Source organism: Rhizobium sp. SRDI943 (genome assembly GCF_057653695.1).
Window position 1 is genome coordinate 2,126,159 of the sequence record NZ_CM172787.1, and the last position, 19,110, is coordinate 2,145,268.

The following is a 19,110-nucleotide window of genomic DNA, read 5'->3' on the forward strand; positions in this document are numbered from 1 at the left end:
TATATCCGATCAGGCGTGCTTTTCGAGCCAGGCCGAAATCACGCCTTCCAGCGCCTCGACCAGGGCTTCATCATCAAGTTCCTCGACGATCTCGGCGACGAAGGCGTTGACGAGCATCGCACGCGCCTTGTTCTCCGGAATCCCGCGCGCCATCATGTAATAGAGATGGTTGGCGTCGATATCGGTCACCGTGGCGCCGTGGCCGCACTGCACGTCGTCGGCGAAGATTTCGAGCTCGGGCTTGACCGAGAATTCGGCATCGTCGGACATCAGCAGCGTGTTGCAGGCCATCTTGGCATCGGTCTTCTGCGCATCGGGCGCCACCCGGATCATGCCCTGGAAGACACCCTTGGCACGGTCGAAGACGACGTTGCGGATGACTTCGGTCGACCCGGTATTCGGCACGTCGTGGCCGAGCACCATCGTCACGTCAGTATGCGTGTCGCCGCCGAGCAGATTGATGCCGCGCAGCGTCAGATCGGCGCCCTCGCCTGTCACCTTGATGTTAAGCTCCTGGCGCACCAGCTTGCCGCCGGCATTGATGACAAAAAGCCGGAGCTTGGCGTCTGCGCCGAGATCGATGCGGATCTGGCCGAGATGCGTATCGTCGGCTCCCTGCTGCTGCAGGATGATCCAGGTCAGCTCGGCGCCTTCGCCGACCGTGATGTCGCTGACGTGGGACACCAGCGCAGCATCGCCGGTCACCGCAAGGTGACGCTCGATGACGGTCGCCTTGACGCCGGGGCCGAAGGACACAGGCAGGCGCGTATGTGTCTGCCCGCCCGCATGGATGAACTGGATTTCGAGCGGGTTTTCAAGCTCGGTCTCGGCAGGCACGTCGATGACATAGCCGTCACGCACGAAGCTGCCATTGATGCGGCCGACCACGTCGTCGCTGCCGAGCGCATCCAGGCCATCCGCGGCGGAGCCGTCGAGCAGATGTTCGGAATAGGCCGAAACGCTAAGACCGTCGGCCGTAGCCTTCTGGTTGGAATGGCCTTGGATCACCGCCAGCACCGTGGCATCAGCAACGAGCGGCTCCAAAGCCTCCGAGCCGGCATCGCCCGCCTGCTGCGGAACGGTGCGCAGCAGATTCTTGAGGTCGGTATAGTGCCAGGCTTCGATCCGGCGCGTCGGCAGGCCGGCCTTCTTCAGGTCGTCGAGAAGCCGGTCGCGCAGTGCCGTCACCGCGCCATTGCCCGGCAGTTCGCCGATCTGCTGGTTGAAGGCCTCGATCAGCGCCGTCTCGGCCGCAGTCAGGCGGCTCGTCGTCTGCATGTTCATGGACGTCGTCCTTTCCACCCGAAACTCAGGCCGCCGTGCCGATGATGTCGGCATAGCCGTTGGCTTCCAGCTCATGCGCCAGCGTCTTGTCGCCCGACTTGATCACCTGGCCCTTGTAGAGCACGTGGACGGTATCCGGCACGATATAGTCGAGCAGGCGCTGGTAGTGGGTGATGACCACGACCGCGCGGTCCGGCGAACGCAACGCGTTGACGCCGTCGGCGACGATCTTCAGCGCATCGATGTCGAGGCCGGAATCGGTTTCGTCAAGCACGCAGAGCTTCGGCTCGAGCAGCGCCATCTGCAGGATTTCGGCCCGCTTCTTCTCGCCGCCGGAGAAGCCGACATTCAGCGGGCGCTTCAGCATCTCGGTATTGATCTGCAGCTTGCCGGCGGCATCCTTGACGCGGCGCATGAAGTCCGGCGTCGTCAGCTCGTCCTCGCCACGCGCTTTGCGCTGCTCGTTCATCGCCACCTTCAGGAACTGCATGGTGGCAACACCCGGGATTTCGACCGGGTACTGGAAGGCAAGGAAGATACCCTTGGCGGCGCGTTCGGCCGGATCGAGCTCGAGAATGCTCTCGCCATTGTAGAGAATGTCACCCTCGGTGACTTCGTAATCGCTGCGGCCGGAAAGGACGTAGGAGAGCGTCGACTTGCCAGAGCCGTTCGGCCCCATGATCGCGGCGACTTCACCGGCCTTCACCGTCAGGTTCAGGCCACGGATGATCTCGGTGCCGTCTTCGGCGATACGGGCATGAAGGTTCTTAATTTCAAGCATCTTTGGTTCCTGCGTTTTTCTCTGCGCAGCTCACTAGGAGCCTCGCGTAATTTCTAAGGGACATCGACATGTTGCGCTCGGCGCTATCGAGCAAAAAAACGGACGACGCGGAAAACCGCGACCGTTACGAGCCCAACCCATTCGAGAAAATCCGAGATCCCCTGAAAGATCATTCCCGGTTTTTCCATGCGCTGCCGGAGAAACACATAAGGCTGCTCCGGCGGCGTTTCGGTCTCGTTTCTTAGCTCGCGGGGCGAATTTTCGCCAATATCTCCCCGCGCATATTCGTCAGACGTTCAAGAATGCGCTTCTTGTCCGCTTCGCTCATGTCAGCCCACAGAGCCTTCCAGCGAAATGCTGATCAGCTTCTGCGCCTCGATGGCAAATTCCATCGGCAGTTCCTGCAGGACTTCCTTGACGAAGCCGTTGACGATCAGTGCGATCGCCGCTTCGGTCGGGATGCCGCGCTGCAGGCAGTAGAACAGCTGGTCCTCGGAGATCTTCGAGGTTGTCGCCTCATGCTCGAACTGCGCCGTCGAATTCTTCGCCTCGATGTAGGGCACGGTATGGGCGCCGCACTTGTCGCCGATCAGCAGCGAATCGCACTGGGTGAAGTTGCGCGCATTCGATGCCTTGCGGTGAGCCGAGACCTGGCCGCGATAGGTGTTGTTGGAAACGCCGGCCGCGATGCCCTTGGAGACGATGCGGCTCGACGTGTTCTTGCCGAGATGGATCATCTTGGTGCCACTGTCGATCTGCTGATGGCCGTTGGACACGGCGATCGAGTAGAACTCGCCGCGGCTATCGTCGCCGCGCAGGATGCAGGACGGATACTTCCAGGTGATCGCCGAGCCGGTCTCGACCTGCGTCCAGGAAATCTTCGAGCGGTCGCCACGGCAATCGCCGCGCTTGGTGACGAAGTTGTAGATGCCGCCCTTGCCGTTCTTGTCGCCGGGATACCAGTTCTGCACCGTCGAATATTTGATTTCGGCATCGTCGAGCGCAACCAGCTCGACCACGGCGGCATGCAGCTGGTTTTCGTCGCGCTGCGGCGCCGTGCAGCCTTCGAGATAGGAGACGTAGGCGCCCTCTTCCGCAATGATCAGCGTGCGCTCGAACTGGCCGGTGCCCTTCTCGTTGATGCGGAAATAGGTCGACAGCTCCATCGGGCAGCGAACGCCCTTCGGCACGAAGACGAAGGAACCGTCGGTAAAGACCGCCGAATTCAGCGTCGCGTAATAATTGTCCGTGGTCGGTACGACCGAGCCGAGGTACTTCTGCACCAGTTCCGGATATTCGCGGATGGCTTCCGAGATCGACATGAAGATCACGCCGGCCTTCTTCAGCTCTGCCTTGAAGGTGGTGACGACCGAGACGCTGTCGAAAACGGCGTCGACGGCGATCTTCGGCCTCTCGACACCAGCAAGGATCTCCTGCTCACGCAGCGGAATGCCGAGCTTCTCATATACCTTCAACAGCTCCGGATCGACCTCGTCAAGCGACTTCGGACCCGGCGTGCTTTTCGGCGCGGCGTAATAATAGATGTCGTTGAAATCGATCTTGGGATAGTCGACGCGCGCCCAGGTCGGCTCTTCCAGCGTCAGCCAGCGACGATAGGCCTCGAGACGCCATTCCAGCATCCACTCAGGCTCCTGCTTCTTCGCCGAAATGAAACGAATGATGTCCTCGGACAGGCCTTTCGGCGCCTTGTCCATCTCGATGACGGTCTCGAAACCGTATTTGTACTGGTCCACATCGATCAGGCGGACCTGGTCGATTGTTTCCTGCACGGCAGCCATCTCATTCTCCAATCTCGCCGGATACAAGGTCCGGCAGCTTGTAGTGTTTGGGCAATTGTCTTGCCCTTTATGTAAGGGGCCAAAAGGGACTTTTCAGCCCGATTGGCAAGCAGAAATTTGCGTTTCCGCAAGTTTTGACACAGGGCAAGCCGCCTCGCCAGCCGACCTGCGTCGGTTGGCGATCTTTGCGAAAGCCGCAATCGCCCTGTCGATATCCTCTTCCGTCGTCGAAAAGCCGAGCGAAATGCGCAGCGCTCCGAGCTTGGCGTCACGTCCCATCGCCGTCAGCACATGGCTTTCGCCAAGCCGGCCCGATGAGCAGGCCGAACCTGCGGAAAGTGCAACGCCTTCGAGATCGAAGGCGATCTGTCCGGTCTCGGCCTTCAGCCCCGGCAGGGTGAAGAAGATCGTATTGGCGACACGCTCGCCACCCTCGCCGTGGATCATCACGTCGGCTGCCGTCTGACGCATGCCGGCTTCGAGCCGCTCGCGCAACGCGCCGATTGCCGCATTGCGCGCCTCGAGTTCGTCGACCGCCGCTTCTGCTGCCGCGCCAAAGCCGATCAGCGCCAGCGAATTCTGTGTCCCCGAGCGGTGACCCCGCTCCTGTCCGCCGCCCTGGATCAGCGGCCTGGGCATCAGCGCCTCGCCGCGCGCAATGAGCGCGCCGGCCCCCTTCGGCCCGCCGATCTTGTGCGAGGAAACGATCATGAAGTCGGCGCCGATCTTCTCTATATCGAGCGCGATGCGGCCGGCCGCCTGCACGGCGTCGACGACGAAGAGGCCACCATGGGCATGGACGATCTTTGCCGCTGCCTCGACAGGCTGCACGATGCCCGTCTCATTGTTGACGAGCATGATAGCGACCATCGGCAGGCCGGCAGCCTTGTCATGCGCTTCGAGCAAGCGGCCGAGCGCATCGAGATCGACGATGCCGGCTTCCGTCACCGGGATCTCCGTCATCGTCTCTCTGGCGAAGCGGCCGCCTTCGCGCACCGCCGGATGCTCGATCGCCGAAAAATAAAGCTGGCCGAGCCGAAGCGGCGTGCGGCCCATGCGGAAATCCGGCGTCAGCACCAGATTGGCGGCCTCAGTCGCGCCGCTGGTAAAGACCACATTGCCGGCGTCGGTGCCGACCAGTGCCGCCACTTTGCGTCGTGCGCCTTCGATCGCAGCGCGGGCGGCACGCCCTTCGCCGTGAACGGAATTTGGATTGCCGAAAATGTCGATGGCGCGCATGATCGCCGCGCGTGCCGTGGGGTGCAGCGGCGCTGTGGCATTCCAGTCGAGATAAAGGCGTGGCGGCGCCATGATCTTCAGTCCTGCGCTTGACGAGCTTGCTTCGGCACCCGCGGCTCATTTTTCTTGAAATTTCCGCCGGGCTTGCCTTATGACACATTCCACGATGCGTGGATCGCCATGCAAGTTTCGAATTGTTCTAAACTGCGTTTTAGAAAAGCTGACAACACTAGTCAAGTCATGTTGTCATCCAACGCAGCGCGAACGCGAAATAAAACCCGGAGTACCAATGCCCGAAGTTATTTTCAACGGCCCAGCCGGCCGTCTTGAAGGCCGCTACCAGCCCTCCAAGGAAAAAAGCGCGCCCATCGCGCTCATTCTGCATCCGCATCCTCAGTTCGGCGGCACGATGAACAATCAGATCGTCTACCAGCTCTTCTATATGTTCCAGAAGCGTGGGTTCACGACGCTGCGCTTCAATTTCCGTGGCATCGGCCGCAGCCAGGGTGAATTCGACCACGGCGCCGGCGAACTCTCGGACGCTGCCTCGGCGCTCGATTGGGTGCAGAGCCTGCATCCTGATTCCAAGACCTGTTGGGTCGCCGGTTATTCCTTCGGCTCCTGGATCGGCATGCAGCTCCTGATGCGCCGGCCGGAGATCGAGGGCTTCATGTCGATCGCGCCGCAGCCGAACACCTATGATTTCTCCTTCCTGGCGCCCTGCCCCTCTTCCGGCCTGATCATTAATGGTGAGGCCGACAAGGTGGCGCCGGAAAAGGATGTCAACGGCCTGGTCGAGAAGCTGAAGACCCAGAAGGGCATCCTCATCACCCACCGCACCGTTACCAACGCCAACCACTTTTTCAATGGCCAGGTGGAAACGCTGATGGGCGAATGCGAGGATTACCTCGACCGTCGTCTCAACGGCGAACTGGTGCCGGAACCCGCCGCCAAGCGGATTCGCTGACACCCAAATCTCGGCCTCATCGAGGCCATGACGGTCCGCAACACAACCGGGCCGGCTGTCCCGGAACAGATCACCTACCGTGTTGCAATCCATGTTGCAGTGCGGTAGGGTCCTCGCGATCCTAACAAAAGCGAGGTCCGTAATGACCAAGTCGTTCGGGGAAGTCCTGGATAAGTATAGGGGAATTGGTCCGGGGTTCGATTTTCTTCGAATAGGGCTCGCCTTTTCCATCGTATTGACCCATTCCTTTTTGTTAACCGACAACAATGACTTCATCAGGGGGTCAGTATTCTGGTTTACTGAATACGCTCTTGTTCCGATGTTCTTCGCTTTGAGCGGATTTCTGATTGCCGGTAGCGCCCAGCGCTTGAGCCTTCGGAATTTTCTGATCAACCGAGGCTTGCGCATCGTCCCGGCCCTTGCCGTCGATATCGTCGTTTGCTCGCTGATCATCGGGCCGATCATTACGGTCGTTTACCACTCCGAATATCTTACCGATCAGCGGTTTTTCAAATACTTCCTGAATATCGTCGGCTGGATCCATTACGAGCTTCCGGGCGTCTTCCAGGACAATCCGAGCCAGCGTGTCAACGGCGCTCTGTGGACGGTTCCCTGGGAAATCTTCTGCTACATCATCATGTCGTTCCTGATGATCACCGCCATCGTCAAGACGCGCTACAAGCTGCTGGCGGTGACGATCGCCTACATCGTCATCGGCCTTATCGTGCAGAAGATGCCCTATCTGCTGCCAGGCTCGATCAAGCCGATCGCTCGCTTCCTGTTCATGAGCCGCGGCTCCCAGCTGATAACGGCCTTCATGATGGGCATCGTCGTCTTTCAGTTCAAAGCGGTCATTCCGCATTCTCGCTGGCTGTTTGCCGCCGCCTGCCTGGTTTGCATCGTCGCTATCCTCACCCTCGACAGCAGTGCGACGGAATCGGTGATGAACCGGCCCCTGGTCATCACCTCTCTCGTTTACATCACCGTCTTCGTCGGCCTGTCCGAGGTGCCCATTCCGGCCTTTTTCAGGAAAGGCGACTATTCCTACGGCGTCTATCTCTATCACGACCCGTTTTTGCAGATCTGGATCAGTTCGTTCCCATCAGTGTTTCTCTACCCGAAATACGGTGCGCTGGCGCTCTATCTCGTCGGCCTGCCATCGGCTCTCGCCGTTGCCGTGCTGTCCTGGCATTTCATCGAGAAGCCGATCCTCGGCCTTCGTAAGAAGTTCTCATTCATCGCCCAGGTCAGGGGCGTCGAGGATGGCAATCAGGCTGGGCGCGAATCCCATGTCCGGCCGGTCGCCGTAAAGAGTTAGAGCTTTGCCGGCCGCATACTGGCGATAAGTTCGAAAGCCGTGCCAAGCACTCCATCGATCAGGATCGGCGCGCGTTCGCGCATGCCGATCTTTCTGAGGACGCATTGCGAGGCAATGTTTTCGGGATGCGTGAAGGCGATGAAGCCGGATGCAAACTGCCGTTCGAAGAACCAGTCGGCCAACGCGCTCGCCGCTTCGGTCGCCAGGCCCTTGCCCCAAGCCTCCTCGCGCAGGGAATAACCGAGTTCGAATTGCTCGTTCCTGAACCTCGAAATCCCCGCGCGGCCGACGAAGCTGCCGTCCTCGGCAAGGAGCTTGTATTTGGTCGTGCCGTCGCGCGCCTGCTCCTCGAACCAGCCCTGCAGCCGCTGCTCAGCCTTCTCGAGGCTCCAGGGTGCGATGCCGGAGAGATAGCGTGTCGTCGCCATGGTCGAATGCAATTGCTCTACGAGGGCGGCATCGCCTTCGTCCCACATGACGAGGCTGAGCCGTGGCGTCTTCAGCATGACCCTCTGCTCTCTCATGCCGTTGCCAGCACCCCACCGCTGACGGGAGCGTCGACGCCCGTCGTGCCCGGAAATGTCAGCGGCAGCCCATCCAGCGACCGGACGGCGAGATAGGCCCAGGCCTCGGCTTCCATCGCATCGCCGTCGAAGCCTGCCTCCTCCGCCGTCAACACCTTCGATCCCAGCCGTTCGGCCATGGCCGAGAACTCCGCCATCACGGTGGCGTTCAGCCGCCCGCCGCCGCAGACGATATAGATCGCTGGGGTCTCGGGAAGGAAGTTGGCAGATATGATGATCGACGCGGCGGCGACATGGGCCAGCGTGCGTGCGCCGTCTTCGAGGCTCGCGTCCTCCGGCCGAAGCGGCGCGAAATCGCCGCGGTCCAGCGAACGGCGAACATTGCCGCGGAAGAACGGGCTTTGCAGATAACGTTCCGCCAGGCTGGCCACCACCCTGCCGCGTCCGCCGATCTCGCCGCCGGGATCATAGGTTTTGCCGGTCTGCATCTCCACCCACTGGTCGATCAGCGTATTGCCCGGACCGCTGTCGAAGGCCGATATCCGGCCGTCCGTGCCGATAAAGGTGAGATTGGAGATGCCGCCGATATTGACGAAGCACACCGCCTGTCCCGCCTGCTGGAATTTTCCTGCAAGTGCTGCGTGATAGGCTGGCACCAGCGGCGCTCCCTGCCCGCCATGGACCATGTCGTTGGCGCGCATGTCGTAGACCACCGATATGCCGGTTCTCTTCGCAAGTTCCTGGCCGTCGCCGATCTGGATCGTCAATCCCTCATCAGGGCGATGAAGCACCGTCTGGCCATGGAAGCCGAGAATATCGACGGCATCGGCAGAAAGCCCGAAACGCTCCAGGAATACCGTAACGGCAATTGCATGCCGCAACGTCAGTTCAAGCTCGATATCGCGAAGCTCAGCCGGTCGCTGGCTTCTCTCACTGAGTGGACGCGACAGTTCCAGCGCCCGTTTGAGCTGCCCGCGAAAATCCGCGCCATAGGGCACGCCCATGAACGGGCCGCGCTCGATAAAGCCGCGGCCGTCGGTCCTGATCAACGCGACGTCGATTCCGTCCATCGACGTGCCGCTCATCAGCCCGATCGCGGTCCTGATGACATCCATGAGGCTTGCCTCCCATGCGATTCCCGGATGCACTTTTATAAAAACAGTGCTAAACGCGCCGCGACAGATCAACAACAACGAACTTGCGCGAGGCCCAGATGGGCGAGCGCAGATATCAAGAGACGAAGGCCATGTCCGAGTTCAAGTCCGATTTCCTCCGCACGCTGAAAGAGCGCGGCTTCATTCATCAGGTCTCCGATGAAAGCGGCCTCGATGACCTGTTCGCCAAGGAAACCGTGACGGCCTATATCGGCTACGACCCGACGGCATCCAGTCTTCACGTCGGCCATCTGACACAGATCATGATGCTGCATTGGCTGCAGGCGACGGGCCACCGCCCGATTTCGCTGATGGGCGGCGGCACCGGTATGGTCGGCGATCCCTCTTTCAAGGAGGAGGCGCGTAAGCTGATGACGATCGAGACGATCGAGCAGAATATCGCCTCGATCAAAAACTGCTTCTCAAACTACCTCGATTATGACAGGCCCGCCACCGCCGCGCTGATGATCAACAACGCCGAGTGGCTGCGCGCATTGAATTATCTGGAGTTCCTGCGCGATGTCGGCCGTCATTTCTCGGTCAACCGCATGCTGTCCTTTGACAGTGTGAAGACGCGCCTTGACCGCGAACAGTCGTTGTCCTTCCTGGAATTCAACTACATGATCCTGCAGGCCTACGATTTCGTCGAGCTTGCCAAGCGCTACGATTGCCGCCTGCAGATGGGCGGTTCGGACCAGTGGGGCAATATCGTCAACGGTATCGATCTCGGTCACCGCATGGGGACACCGCAGCTCTATGCGCTGACATCGCCGCTGTTGACCACGTCGTCCGGTGCGAAGATGGGGAAATCGGCTTCCGGTGCGGTCTGGCTGAATGCCGATCTGCTCCCTGTCTATGACTTCTGGCAATATTGGCGCAATACCGAGGACGCTGATGTGCCGCGTTTCCTCAAGCTCTTCACCACGTTGCCCATGGATGAAATTACACGGCTTTCGGCGATCGGTGGTTCGGAGCTGAACGAGGTCAAGAAGATCCTGGCAACTGAGGTTACCGCGATCCTGCACGGCCGCCCGGCCGCCGAGCAGGCCGCTGAAACCGCGCGCAAAACCTTCGAGGAAGGCAGCCTCTCGGAGAACCTGCCTTCGGTCGATATCCCCGCCACCGAACTCGACGGCGGCATCGGCCTGCTGTCGCTGATCGTTCGTGCCGGCCTTGCCGCCTCGAATGGCGAAGCTCGCCGTCACGTCCAGGGTGGCGCGGTCCGAATCAACGACGAGACGGTCAACGACGAACGCAAGATGATCGGCAGCGGCGAAATCACCGCCGACGGCGTCATCAAGCTCTCGCTCGGCAAGAAGAAACACATCCTGATCCGCCGCGCGGCGTAAGCGGCGTCAAATTTTGAACGGATATCGAAGCCGGCGTCCGCGCCGGCTTTTCTTTGCCTCACTATTCGGGTCAGCGAGCAAGATCGTTCAGCTCCCCGCCGGTATTCCGCGTCATCTCGTCTGGTCTCTTGAGAAGATAGCCGGGCGGATCGACGCTTGAAGCGGGCTTCACCCGCGACCACCAGCTAATCGAGAAGATCGGCGGCGTCATTTCCGCGTCCAGAGGAACCATCAGGACGTGGTCGGAACGGATGACCGCCTCTTGCGATTTCAGCCGCACGCTCTTTTCCGCAGAAAGCGAAGCGTCGGCAATCATGACGGCCATCACGGCGGCCGATGCAAAAGAAACTGTCCGGGCGCACTGCATGGCATCCTCCGACATTGCACCGGCCGTTGCCTGCTGACCGGGGCAGTATAGTACATCAGATTTTCCTAAAATAGGCAAAGCATCACTGCCGGATTTGTCAGCCTGGATTGGAACCGGCTTTGTCGAGGAGGAGCCTGCGCATTTTCAACTGCGAAGTTTAGCGACCCATATAGCGAATGCATTGTCGGAACCTTTTCCGCCCGCCGGGATTTGCGACCAGATTGGATTGGAGCCCCGGCATGATCAACGACCTCTGGTATAAGAACGCTGTCATCTACTGCCTCTCCGTCGAGACCTTCATGGATGCGAATGGTGACGGCGTCGGTGATTTTCAGGGTCTGATGCGGCGCCTCGATTATCTCTCCGGCCTTGGCGTGACGGCGATCTGGCTCATGCCGTTCCAGGCATCGCCCGGTCGCGATGATGGCTACGACGTTTCCGACTATTACAACGTCGATCCGCGTTATGGCTCGCTGGGCGATTTCGTCGAATTCACCCACGGCGCCAAGCAGCGCGGTATCCGGGTGCTGATCGATCTGGTGATTAATCATACATCCAAGGATCATCCCTGGTTCCAGGACGCCAGGACCGATCCGCGCTCGCGCTATCGCGACTGGTACGTCTGGTCGGAGAAAAAGCCTGATAATGCCGATCAGGGCATGGTCTTCCCGGGGGTCCAGAAGACGACCTGGACCTATGACGACAAGGCCAAGGCTTATTATTTTCACCGCTTCTATGATCATCAGCCCGATCTCAATACGTCGAACCCCGAGGTGCAGGCGGAAATCCTCAAGATCATGGGCTTCTGGCTTCAGCTCGGCGTTTCCGGCTTCAGGATGGATGCGGCCCCCTTCATCATCGCGACGAAAGGCGCCGACGTTACCAAGCCTGTCGAACAGTTCGATATGCTGAGGAAATTTCGCGAATTCCTGCAGTGGCGCCTGGGCGATTCCATCATCCTGGCAGAAGCCAATATCCTGCCGAAGGACAATTTCGAATATTTCGGCGATGACGGCGACCGCATGCAGATGATGTTCAATTTCCAGGTCAATCAGGCGCTATTTTATGCTTTCGCCAGCGCCGATACCCGGCCGCTCAAGAAGGCCATGGAGGCCACCAAACCGCGCCCTGCGACCGCGCAATGGGGCCTCTTTCTCCGCAACCATGATGAACTGGATCTCGGCCGGCTGACGGAAAAACAACGCGCCGCGGTATTTGCCGCCTTCGGGCCTGAAAAGGACATGCAGCTTTACGACAGGGGCATTCGCCGTCGCCTCGCGCCCATGCTCGGCGGCGACCACCGCAGGATCGAAATGGCCTACAGCCTGCTGTTTTCACTGCCTGGAACGCCCGTCATCCGATACGGCGACGAAATCGGCATGGGCGACGATCTAGGCCTGGCCGAGCGCAATTGCGCACGCACGCCGATGCAGTGGTCGACCGAACCGGAAGGCGGGTTCACCAAAAGTGAAAAGCCGATCTCGCCCGTTATCAAGGACGGTCCCTACGGTTTCCAGCATGTCAATGTTGCCGAACAGCGGCGCGATCCCAATTCTTTGCTGAACTGGACAGAGCGGATGATCCGGATGCGCAAGGAAGCCCCTGAGATCGGCTGGGGCGACTTTTCTGTAATCGACACCGGGGATGACGGCGTGCTGGCGCTTCGTTATGACTGGCGCGGCAATTCCGTGTTGATCCTGCACAATCTGCATGCGCAGCCGGCGGAAGTGACCTTCGATCCCGAGATAGGCGAAGACGGGCGGCAATTAATCGATATCGCCGATGGCGCGAGCAGCAAAGCGGACGAAAAAGGATTTCATACCGTCACGCTCGATGCCTACGGCTATCGCTGGTATCGCGTCGGCGGTCTCGATTATCTCCTCAGGCGGATGGAGATTTAGGTAGGTCTCGCCACGACCTCTGCCGTAACCGCTTCCCGCCTCACTGGAATTCAAAAATCTGCCGGAAGACGCCCGGCGCGATGATCGACAGCGGATTGATCTGCAGGTTCGGCTGGTCGAACTTGCCTGTCAGCTTGAAGGTGATACCGATCAGGCCGCGGTCGCTGCCATTGCCGAGGATGACCCCGATCAGCGGCAGTTCGGCGAAGAGGCGGTTGAGGCCGTAGGCGGGCATGAAGGTGCCGGTCATGTCCATGTTGCCCTTGCGGTCGCGCACGATGCCCTGGAAGGTCGCGCCGATCTGATCGCCGCGCAGCACGCCGTTCTCGATGCCGACCATGCCATTGCGCGATACGACACGGGCAAAGCCGCGCTGGAAGCGCTGCGACGAGGTATCGATGTCCCGCTTGACGGCTTCGTTGAGGCTGCGCTGCTCATTTCCGACCGGTGTCGAGACGATCGAGCGCAGCCGTTGTTCGTTGACGATCGCGAAGCGGCGCACGTCGAGCGAGCCGTCCCAGCCGCCCTCCGCCCCTAGCCGGATCGCCAGGTTGAGCAGGCCGCCCTGCATGTGCTGGTAGAGATCGGCGAAACGCGATACCGCGCCGGCATCGCCGCTGGTGATGTTGATGACGCCGCCGTCCTTCATCTGGCTGACCACGGCCTCGCCACTGTCGGTAACGGCGGAAAAATTGAGCGCCTGCAGCTTGTCGCCGCGCAGTGATATTTGCGCCTGGAAATTGCCGACCTTCTCGTCGTTGAAACCGATGACGTTTTTCAGCCTGGCGCGCACCGAGACGCCGGTGTCGCCGCCATCCCCGTCACCATCGCCGTCCGAGCCCGATTTCAACCGCTGGATGACCGGTCGCGCATCGGCGCTGTCACCGGAGACCGAGACGTCGAAATTGCCTTTGCTGCGCTTCACCGACAGGGCAAAATCGTCGAGCGAGGAGAGCTTGACGCTGTCGAAATCGGCCGAGATCAGCCCACCCTTGCCGATGTTCAACGATCCATTGGCGCCAAAACCGTCGCCCTTCAGCCGGAAGTTCTTGATCTGGGTATTGTCGGCCGGCCCGGATGTTTCGAATTCGGCCGTGGCGGCAATGCCGCTGCCCTTCGCCCAGCCGATCCAGGGCAGTTCGAGCAGCGACTTGGTGAGGTCGAGCTGGACGTCCTGCCGGTCGTCGTCGATCCGCGTCAGCACCATCTTCACGCTGCCGCCGACGATGCCGGAAAGGCCGGGTATCAGCTTATTGCGCTGGTCCTCGGAAAGGGTCGCGGTGATCACCCGTTGTTTGGCCGCCGCGTCGGATGCCTCGACCGGTTCGGTAAGATCGATATCGGCCGGGACGCCGTCGATCTGGGCTTTGGCGTCAAGCGTGATTCTTTTAGGATTGCCGTTCAGCGTTCCGTCGAGATTGCTGATCATCCTGCCGGAAAACGGCTTGGCAAGATCGATATTGGTGAGCTTCATTGCCGCCGACCATTCGGCAGGCGGCGGGTTTTGCGAGGAAAGCAGACCGAAATGGGCCTTCACATTCGCCTCGATCCGGCCCTTGAGATCGTCGGGCGTAAAGCCGGCGCGCTGCAGCACCCGGATCGGCCGGTAGGTCAGAAGCTCGCCGACGGCGTCCGCCGCCCCGGAGACCGCGAGATCGATATCGGCCATCAGCGGTTTATCGTAGGTGGCGGGCAGGATGAACGTCCCCTGCCCGAGACCGACCGACCGACCGGAGGGGAAATAGGAGGTGCCGCTCTTGATCGCGATCGTCGCAACCGGGCCTGTCAGGTCGAAATGCGCTGACGTGTCGCGGATCGGCGGAATGTCGCCGGCGACGTTCATCCGCGCGCCCGTGATGTCGAAGCCGATGCGGATCTGGTTGGCGTCGAGCTTCAATCCTTTTCCGCCGGCTGCCTCGTCCAGCCTGCCGAAGGGAATGAAGACGGAAATGGAAGCGTCGGTGACGGTGCCTCCGAAGAGATTGCCGTGCACCCAGGTGCGCACCTTGGGCGCCATCCAGAACGGCCAGAGCTGCTTGATCGCAATCGTCTGCAACTGCGCTGACTGGCCGGCGAAGCTGATCTCCGGCGATTTGTCGCCGAGTTTGACGTGCAGTGATCCGTAGAGCGCGCCGAGCGGGCTGGAAACGGTTATGTTGGGAAACTGGAACTCACGGCCGGCGACCATGTAGCGCCCGGTCGCCTGGATGTCGAAGGAGAGTGGCTCCTCGCCGGAGCCGCCGGGGGCAGCCGTGCCGCCACTGACGAGCAGGTCGATGCCGAAGCCTTTGCCCGCCTGCGGGTCGAGCTTGTCGAGATCAATCAGCGCGCCATTGATGGGAAGCGTAGTCGCGCCGAACCGGGCGTTCGATCGGGCAATCTCGAGCTTCTGCTTGGCGAAATCGTAGACGAGATTGATTTGCCCGCCCGAGAGCTGCTGCGGATCGCCGTCCGCATAGATTTGGCCAGGATTGATGTCGACCGTCGCCGTCAGCGCCGGCTGCGCGCCATCGCGCGCCCGGGTGGCCGACACTGTCAGATCGGCAAAGGCGCTCAGTCCTTGCCGGATCATGCCCTGATCGTTGCGTTTCAGCGCGAAGGGGGTGAGGTCGGCATGTCTGAGCGTCGCCACGACTTTGGACACGTGGCCGTCGTCTTTCTCGGCCCGCACGTCGAGCTCCGCCACTTCGCCGTTGAGCGCGACTTCGCCGGTCAATTGCAGCGAGGACGGGCCGGCATGGGCAAAGACGAGATTGTCGATGACGAGCGACAGCGGACCGTTGGCGGTATCGGCAAGCTTGATGTCGAGGCCGGAGATGCGCACCGAATTGGTCGAGCCGCGCGTCACGATGCTGTCGAACATGTCGAACTGCGAGAAGATCTTTTCCATCGCCGCCGGCATGGCGTCGATGCGCAGATCGTCGAGCTTGACGGCATTGCCGGAGGGCAGAAGCGCGGTATCGAGCGCAATATCCTCCGCTTCGATGTCCGCGACGGCGATGCGGCCGCGGAAAAGCTGCAGCGGATCGAGCCCCAGGCGCACCGAACCCGTCGTCGACAGGTGCTGGCCGCTCTCCTGGTCGATCATGTTGACGTTGCGCGCTTCCAGCGCCAGCCGGAAATCCGAGGTGAAGCGGATGACGGTGGAACCGACCTCGGCGCGATAACGCGGTCCGGCTACCCCGTTCAGCGCCGCCTGCGCCTGCTGCGACAGCGGCTTGTCGAACATGCCGCTCTCGACGGTGAAAACGATGCCAGCGAGAATAACGAGGATCAGCCCCAGAAATCCGCAGGTCAGCTTCGCCGTGCGGCGCATCGGCGAACGCGGCGGCGGGCAATGGACGATGATCGGATCCTCGGCCTGGGCGGACGGCAAGCGGTCCAGCGCAACGATATCCTTCTTGCGAAACGTGACCTTTTCGCCGCGGATGGCTGACATGCGCCCTCGGGCTCTCCCTTTAAGTGAAGAATTGAACCCGGCCATGCTGGACGGGTATCCGTCCACTATATAATTCGGGGAGAGAAAGTGTCATCCACAAACCCGGCAAAAGAAAGGTTTTCCTAATGGCGGTTCCCGGCATCGGCGTTTCGGCCCCTGATTTCAACCTTCCCCGCGACGGCGGCGGCCGCGTTTCGCTGGCCGAATTCCACGGCAAGCCGCTGGTGTTGTTCTTCTATCCCAAGGACGACACGACGGGCTGCACCGCCGAATCGCTGGCTTTCACCGCGTTAGCAGCCGAGTTCGAAGCGGCGGGTGCTGCCGTCATCGGCATGTCACCCGATTCGGCCGCTTGCCATGACAAGTTCATCAAGAAGCACCGTCTTTCGGTGGCGCTCGCCTCGGACGAGGAAAAGACGACGCTGCAGGCCTATGGCGTCTGGAAGGAAAAGAGCATGTACGGCCGCAACTTCATGGGCGTCGAGCGTACCACTTTCCTGATCCGCCAGGACGGCACGATCGCCACCATCTGGCAGAAGGTGAAGGTGCAGGGCCATGCCGAAACCGTGCTCGAGGCCGTGAGGAACCTGGCAGCGTGATAGGGGATCTGACGATAACCTCGCTGCGCGGCGGCGCCATCGATGCAATCTCGTCCGCCGATCTCGACCGCAAGACGGCACTTGCACAGGAAAGCGCCACCCGCTGGTTTGCGCGCCGGGTGTCGCTGCGCTCCCCGCTCGATGCAGCCCTGCCCGACAGGCCCGGCCGTCCTGAGAAACCGGTGCTGACGCCGCCGACCCAGGTGGAGAAGCGTTCGCTGCATACGCTCAAAGGCCGGATCGCCCTGCTCCATGCCATCGCCCATATCGAGCTCAACGCCGTCGATCTGGCGCTCGATATCGTCGCGCGATTCGCGACCGAGCAGGTGCCGAATTCCTTTTTCGACGGCTGGATGCTGGTCGCCTTCGAGGAGGCGAAGCATTTCCGCATGGTGCGCGCCAGGCTCAACGATCTCGGCGCCGATTACGGCGATCTTCCCGCCCATGACGGGCTCTGGCAGGCAGCCCATTCGACGCGCAACAATCTGACGGCAAGGCTCGCCGTCGTGCCGCTGATTCTGGAAGCTCGCGGCCTCGACGTCACGCCGTCGCTGCAGGCGAAAATGCGCCAGACAGGCGATCTCGAAAGTGCTGCGGTGCTCGACGTCATCTACAATGACGAGAAAGGCCATGTCGCCGTCGGCGCCAAATGGTTCCGCTTCCTCTGCGCCCGCGAGAAGCGCGATCCAGCAAAGGCCTTCCAGGAGCTGGTGCGCGCCAACTTCCGCGGACCGCTGAAGCCGCCCTTCAACGATCTTGCCCGCGCCGAGGCCGGGCTGACGCCGTCCTTCTACCGCTCGCTCGCATCGATCAGCTACGCTTGAAGTCACTGAAATTTATGACGCGACGACGACAATGAAAGCATTCATTAACCATAACGGTGTCTAATTTCCGAAAGAGGCGTAGAGCATCAATCGGGAGAGCCTGCGTGAACAGCGGACATCAGCACCGGGTATTCGGCAGGCGGGCGCAGGAACATATCCTCATCCTCGCAAGCGGCGACAAAGTCCGCCATATGACGGTCCGGCCGTGGATGGCCGCGCTTGCCTTCTGCTTCGTCGGCGTCTTCTCGATCGGCTACCTCCTGGCCACGTCCTATCTCGTGCTGCGCGACGACCTGATCGGCGCCACCATGGCCCGCCAGGCCCGCATGCAGCACGACTATGAAGACCGCATCGCCGCCCTCCGCGCCCAGGTCGACCGCATCACCTCCCGCCAGCTTCTCGACCAGCAGGTGGTCGAAGACAAGGTCGACAAGCTGATGGAGCAGCAGATGGCGTTGACCTCGCGCCATGGCAAGCTCGACAATCTGCTCGACCGGGCCGAAAGCTCCGGCCTGACGGAAAAGGACGGCGCCCTGCCTGCGCCGTCTTCGCCCGTTCAGTCCTATGCGCCCGATGTCAAGGACAAGCGTGCTTCGCTCTCCGGTAGCGGCATCGAGGCGATCGAGAAACAGCTGGCGAACGGCGCCCCCGCCGATGCGACGCCCGACAATTCGACGCTTGCTTATGTGCCGGCCACCGACACCGTCGGCGATCGTGCCGACCGCATCTTCTCCAAGGTGACGCTGTCGCTTAAAGATGTCGAACAGGATCAGCGCAGCCGTGTCGAACAGCTGACGAGCGATGCCGGCAATGCCGCCAATGCCATCGAGACCGTGCTGACCCGCTTCAAGATTCCGGTACCGGAAGAGACCGCTGCCAAGAAAGACGATGACGATGCCGTCGGCGGCCCCTATGTCGAGCCCGAAAGCAACGACGACTTCAACAATTCTCTGGTGGCGCTCGACGGCGCGCTGACTCGTCTTGAGGAGGTCCGCAGCACCGCCGAATCCCTGCCCTTCCGCAATCCCGCTATCGGCAAGGACGTGACCAGCCCCTTCGGCAATCGCCGCGATCCCTTCCTCGGCCGCCTCGCGCTCCATTCCGGCATCGATTTCCGCTTTTCGCCCGGCGAACGAATTCGCCCGGCGGCACCTGGAAAGGTAGTTTCGGCCGGCTGGACCGGCGGCTACGGCAACATGGTCGAGGTCGATCACGGCAACGGCATCTCGACGCGCTACGGGCATATGTCGGAGGTTCTGGTCAAGGTCGGCGACACGGTCGGCCGTAACGATGTCATCGGCCTCGCCGGCAGCACCGGTCGCTCGACGGGCACGCACCTGCACTATGAAGTGCGCCAGGACGGCCATGCCGTCGATCCAGTATATTTCATGAATGCCGGCCTTAAACTCGCCACCTATATCAAGTAACTCCTGCCCGGTAACCAACGCTTCACTCTGCAATGGGTGCGGCGTCTCTATTTCTTGACTTGCCGGCCATTCGGGGCTATGTCGCGCTGCATTGCGGCATGCAATCCCGCCGACTCGTTCAGAGCTCGGCCGAACGGA

Annotated in this window: 15 protein-coding genes and 1 pseudogene; 7 read left to right on the forward strand and 9 right to left on the reverse strand. The window is 61.0% G+C overall.

The features are described 5' to 3' along the window. Window positions 1–9 precede the first annotated feature (9 nt). The 5 genes and pseudogenes from sufD to AC245Y_RS11130 all read right to left on the reverse strand — a co-directional run bounded on the left by sufD (window position 10) and on the right by AC245Y_RS11130 (window position 5,175). Window positions 10–1,284: a Fe-S cluster assembly protein SufD gene (gene sufD, locus AC245Y_RS11110; RefSeq protein ID WP_026157360.1), complete on the reverse strand. Its 1,275-nt coding sequence runs from the start codon at window positions 1,282–1,284 to the stop codon at window positions 10–12. Window positions 1,285–1,309: 25 nt separating this feature from the next. After that, the gene (sufC, locus tag AC245Y_RS11115; protein WP_003539985.1) at window positions 1,310–2,065 is read right to left on the reverse strand and encodes a Fe-S cluster assembly ATPase SufC; all 756 of its coding nucleotides are present in this window, start codon (window positions 2,063–2,065) and stop codon (window positions 1,310–1,312) included. Between the two features lie 83 nt (window positions 2,066–2,148). Beyond that, window positions 2,149–2,393, reverse strand: a pseudogene (locus AC245Y_RS11120) (hypothetical protein). A 1-nt stretch (window position 2,394) separates the two neighbouring features. After that, a complete protein-coding gene (gene sufB, locus AC245Y_RS11125; RefSeq protein ID WP_012757600.1) occupies window positions 2,395–3,864 on the reverse strand; it encodes a Fe-S cluster assembly protein SufB in 1,470 nt (489 codons plus the stop codon). Between the two features lie 93 nt (window positions 3,865–3,957). Then, window positions 3,958–5,175 carry a cysteine desulfurase family protein gene (locus tag AC245Y_RS11130; RefSeq protein ID WP_012757601.1) on the reverse strand — a complete coding sequence of 406 codons (1,218 nt, stop codon included), beginning with the start codon at window positions 5,173–5,175 and terminating at the stop codon, window positions 3,958–3,960. A 217-nt stretch (window positions 5,176–5,392) separates the two neighbouring features. On the opposite strand from AC245Y_RS11130, the gene AC245Y_RS11135 reads away from it, so the two are divergent. Further along, on the forward strand, window positions 5,393–6,070 hold the full coding sequence (locus AC245Y_RS11135; protein ID WP_012757602.1) for an alpha/beta hydrolase: 678 nt from the start codon (window positions 5,393–5,395) through the stop codon (window positions 6,068–6,070). Window positions 6,071–6,212: 142 nt separating this feature from the next. Further along, a complete protein-coding gene (locus AC245Y_RS11140; RefSeq protein ID WP_017994183.1) occupies window positions 6,213–7,388 on the forward strand; it encodes an acyltransferase family protein in 1,176 nt (391 codons plus the stop codon). On the opposite strand, the gene AC245Y_RS11145 is transcribed toward AC245Y_RS11140, so the two are convergent. Beyond that, complete coding sequence (locus AC245Y_RS11145; RefSeq protein ID WP_017994184.1) at window positions 7,385–7,912, reverse strand: GNAT family N-acetyltransferase; 528 nt, start codon at window positions 7,910–7,912, stop codon at window positions 7,385–7,387. The two genes, AC245Y_RS11140 and AC245Y_RS11145, sit on opposite strands and share 4 nt — an antisense overlap. Beyond that, window positions 7,909–9,027, reverse strand: a complete 1,119-nt coding sequence (locus AC245Y_RS11150) for an anhydro-N-acetylmuramic acid kinase (protein WP_017994185.1) — start codon at window positions 9,025–9,027, stop codon at window positions 7,909–7,911. The genes AC245Y_RS11145 and AC245Y_RS11150 overlap by 4 nt, the downstream gene beginning before the upstream one ends. Window positions 9,028–9,158: 131 nt before the next feature. On the opposite strand from AC245Y_RS11150, the gene tyrS reads away from it, so the two are divergent. Continuing rightward, window positions 9,159–10,415: a tyrosine--tRNA ligase gene (gene tyrS, locus AC245Y_RS11155; protein WP_026157361.1), complete on the forward strand. Its 1,257-nt coding sequence runs from the start codon at window positions 9,159–9,161 to the stop codon at window positions 10,413–10,415. Between the two features lie 70 nt (window positions 10,416–10,485). Here the strand turns inward: tyrS and AC245Y_RS11160 are convergent, their stop codons facing one another. Continuing rightward, complete coding sequence (locus tag AC245Y_RS11160) at window positions 10,486–10,797, reverse strand: hypothetical protein (RefSeq protein ID WP_032996376.1); 312 nt, start codon at window positions 10,795–10,797, stop codon at window positions 10,486–10,488. A gap of 224 nt (window positions 10,798–11,021) precedes the next feature. Here AC245Y_RS11160 and AC245Y_RS11165 point away from each other — a divergent pair, with 224 nt between their 5' ends. Beyond that, a complete protein-coding gene (locus AC245Y_RS11165) occupies window positions 11,022–12,683 on the forward strand; it encodes an alpha-amylase family protein (RefSeq protein WP_017994187.1) in 1,662 nt (553 codons plus the stop codon). Window positions 12,684–12,723: 40 nt separating this feature from the next. On the opposite strand, the gene AC245Y_RS11170 is transcribed toward AC245Y_RS11165, so the two are convergent. Further along, complete coding sequence (locus AC245Y_RS11170; RefSeq protein WP_026157363.1) at window positions 12,724–16,122, reverse strand: YhdP family protein; 3,399 nt, start codon at window positions 16,120–16,122, stop codon at window positions 12,724–12,726. A 125-nt stretch (window positions 16,123–16,247) separates the two neighbouring features. On the opposite strand from AC245Y_RS11170, the gene AC245Y_RS11175 reads away from it, so the two are divergent. The 3 genes from AC245Y_RS11175 (at window position 16,248) to AC245Y_RS11185 (ending at window position 18,972) form a co-directional block, all read left to right on the forward strand. Then, window positions 16,248–16,721 carry a peroxiredoxin gene (locus AC245Y_RS11175; protein ID WP_012757610.1) on the forward strand — a complete coding sequence of 158 codons (474 nt, stop codon included), beginning with the start codon at window positions 16,248–16,250 and terminating at the stop codon, window positions 16,719–16,721. Continuing rightward, entirely contained in the window at window positions 16,718–17,545 is an 828-nt protein-coding gene (locus AC245Y_RS11180; protein WP_012757611.1) for a ferritin-like domain-containing protein, read from the forward strand. The genes AC245Y_RS11175 and AC245Y_RS11180 overlap by 4 nt, the downstream gene beginning before the upstream one ends. A gap of 104 nt (window positions 17,546–17,649) precedes the next feature. Continuing rightward, window positions 17,650–18,972 carry a peptidoglycan DD-metalloendopeptidase family protein gene (locus AC245Y_RS11185; RefSeq protein ID WP_012757612.1) on the forward strand — a complete coding sequence of 441 codons (1,323 nt, stop codon included), beginning with the start codon at window positions 17,650–17,652 and terminating at the stop codon, window positions 18,970–18,972. Window positions 18,973–19,110: the final 138 nt, after the last annotated feature.

Excerpts from the sequence above, each read along its gene's own strand:
- AC245Y_RS11170 (WP_026157363.1), bottom strand. The coding sequence starts at position 16,122 with ATGTCAGCCATCCGCGGCGAAAAGGTCACGTTTCGCAAGAAGGATATC.
- sufB (WP_012757600.1), bottom strand. The coding sequence starts at position 3,864 with ATGGCTGCCGTGCAGGAAACAATCGACCAGGTCCGCCTGATCGATGTG.
- AC245Y_RS11145 (WP_017994184.1), bottom strand. The coding sequence starts at position 7,912 with ATGAGAGAGCAGAGGGTCATGCTGAAGACGCCACGGCTCAGCCTCGTC.
- AC245Y_RS11150 (WP_017994185.1), bottom strand. The coding sequence starts at position 9,027 with ATGGATGTCATCAGGACCGCGATCGGGCTGATGAGCGGCACGTCGATG.
- AC245Y_RS11130 (WP_012757601.1), bottom strand. The coding sequence starts at position 5,175 with ATGGCGCCGCCACGCCTTTATCTCGACTGGAATGCCACAGCGCCGCTG.
- sufC (WP_003539985.1), bottom strand. The coding sequence starts at position 2,065 with ATGCTTGAAATTAAGAACCTTCATGCCCGTATCGCCGAAGACGGCACC.
- sufD (WP_026157360.1), bottom strand. The coding sequence starts at position 1,284 with ATGAACATGCAGACGACGAGCCGCCTGACTGCGGCCGAGACGGCGCTG.
- AC245Y_RS11165 (WP_017994187.1), top strand. The coding sequence starts at position 11,022 with ATGATCAACGACCTCTGGTATAAGAACGCTGTCATCTACTGCCTCTCC.
- tyrS (WP_026157361.1), top strand. The coding sequence starts at position 9,159 with ATGTCCGAGTTCAAGTCCGATTTCCTCCGCACGCTGAAAGAGCGCGGC.
- AC245Y_RS11135 (WP_012757602.1), top strand. The coding sequence starts at position 5,393 with ATGCCCGAAGTTATTTTCAACGGCCCAGCCGGCCGTCTTGAAGGCCGC.
- AC245Y_RS11175 (WP_012757610.1), top strand. The coding sequence starts at position 16,248 with ATGGCGGTTCCCGGCATCGGCGTTTCGGCCCCTGATTTCAACCTTCCC.
- AC245Y_RS11160 (WP_032996376.1), bottom strand. The coding sequence starts at position 10,797 with ATGTCGGAGGATGCCATGCAGTGCGCCCGGACAGTTTCTTTTGCATCG.
- AC245Y_RS11140 (WP_017994183.1), top strand. The coding sequence starts at position 6,213 with ATGACCAAGTCGTTCGGGGAAGTCCTGGATAAGTATAGGGGAATTGGT.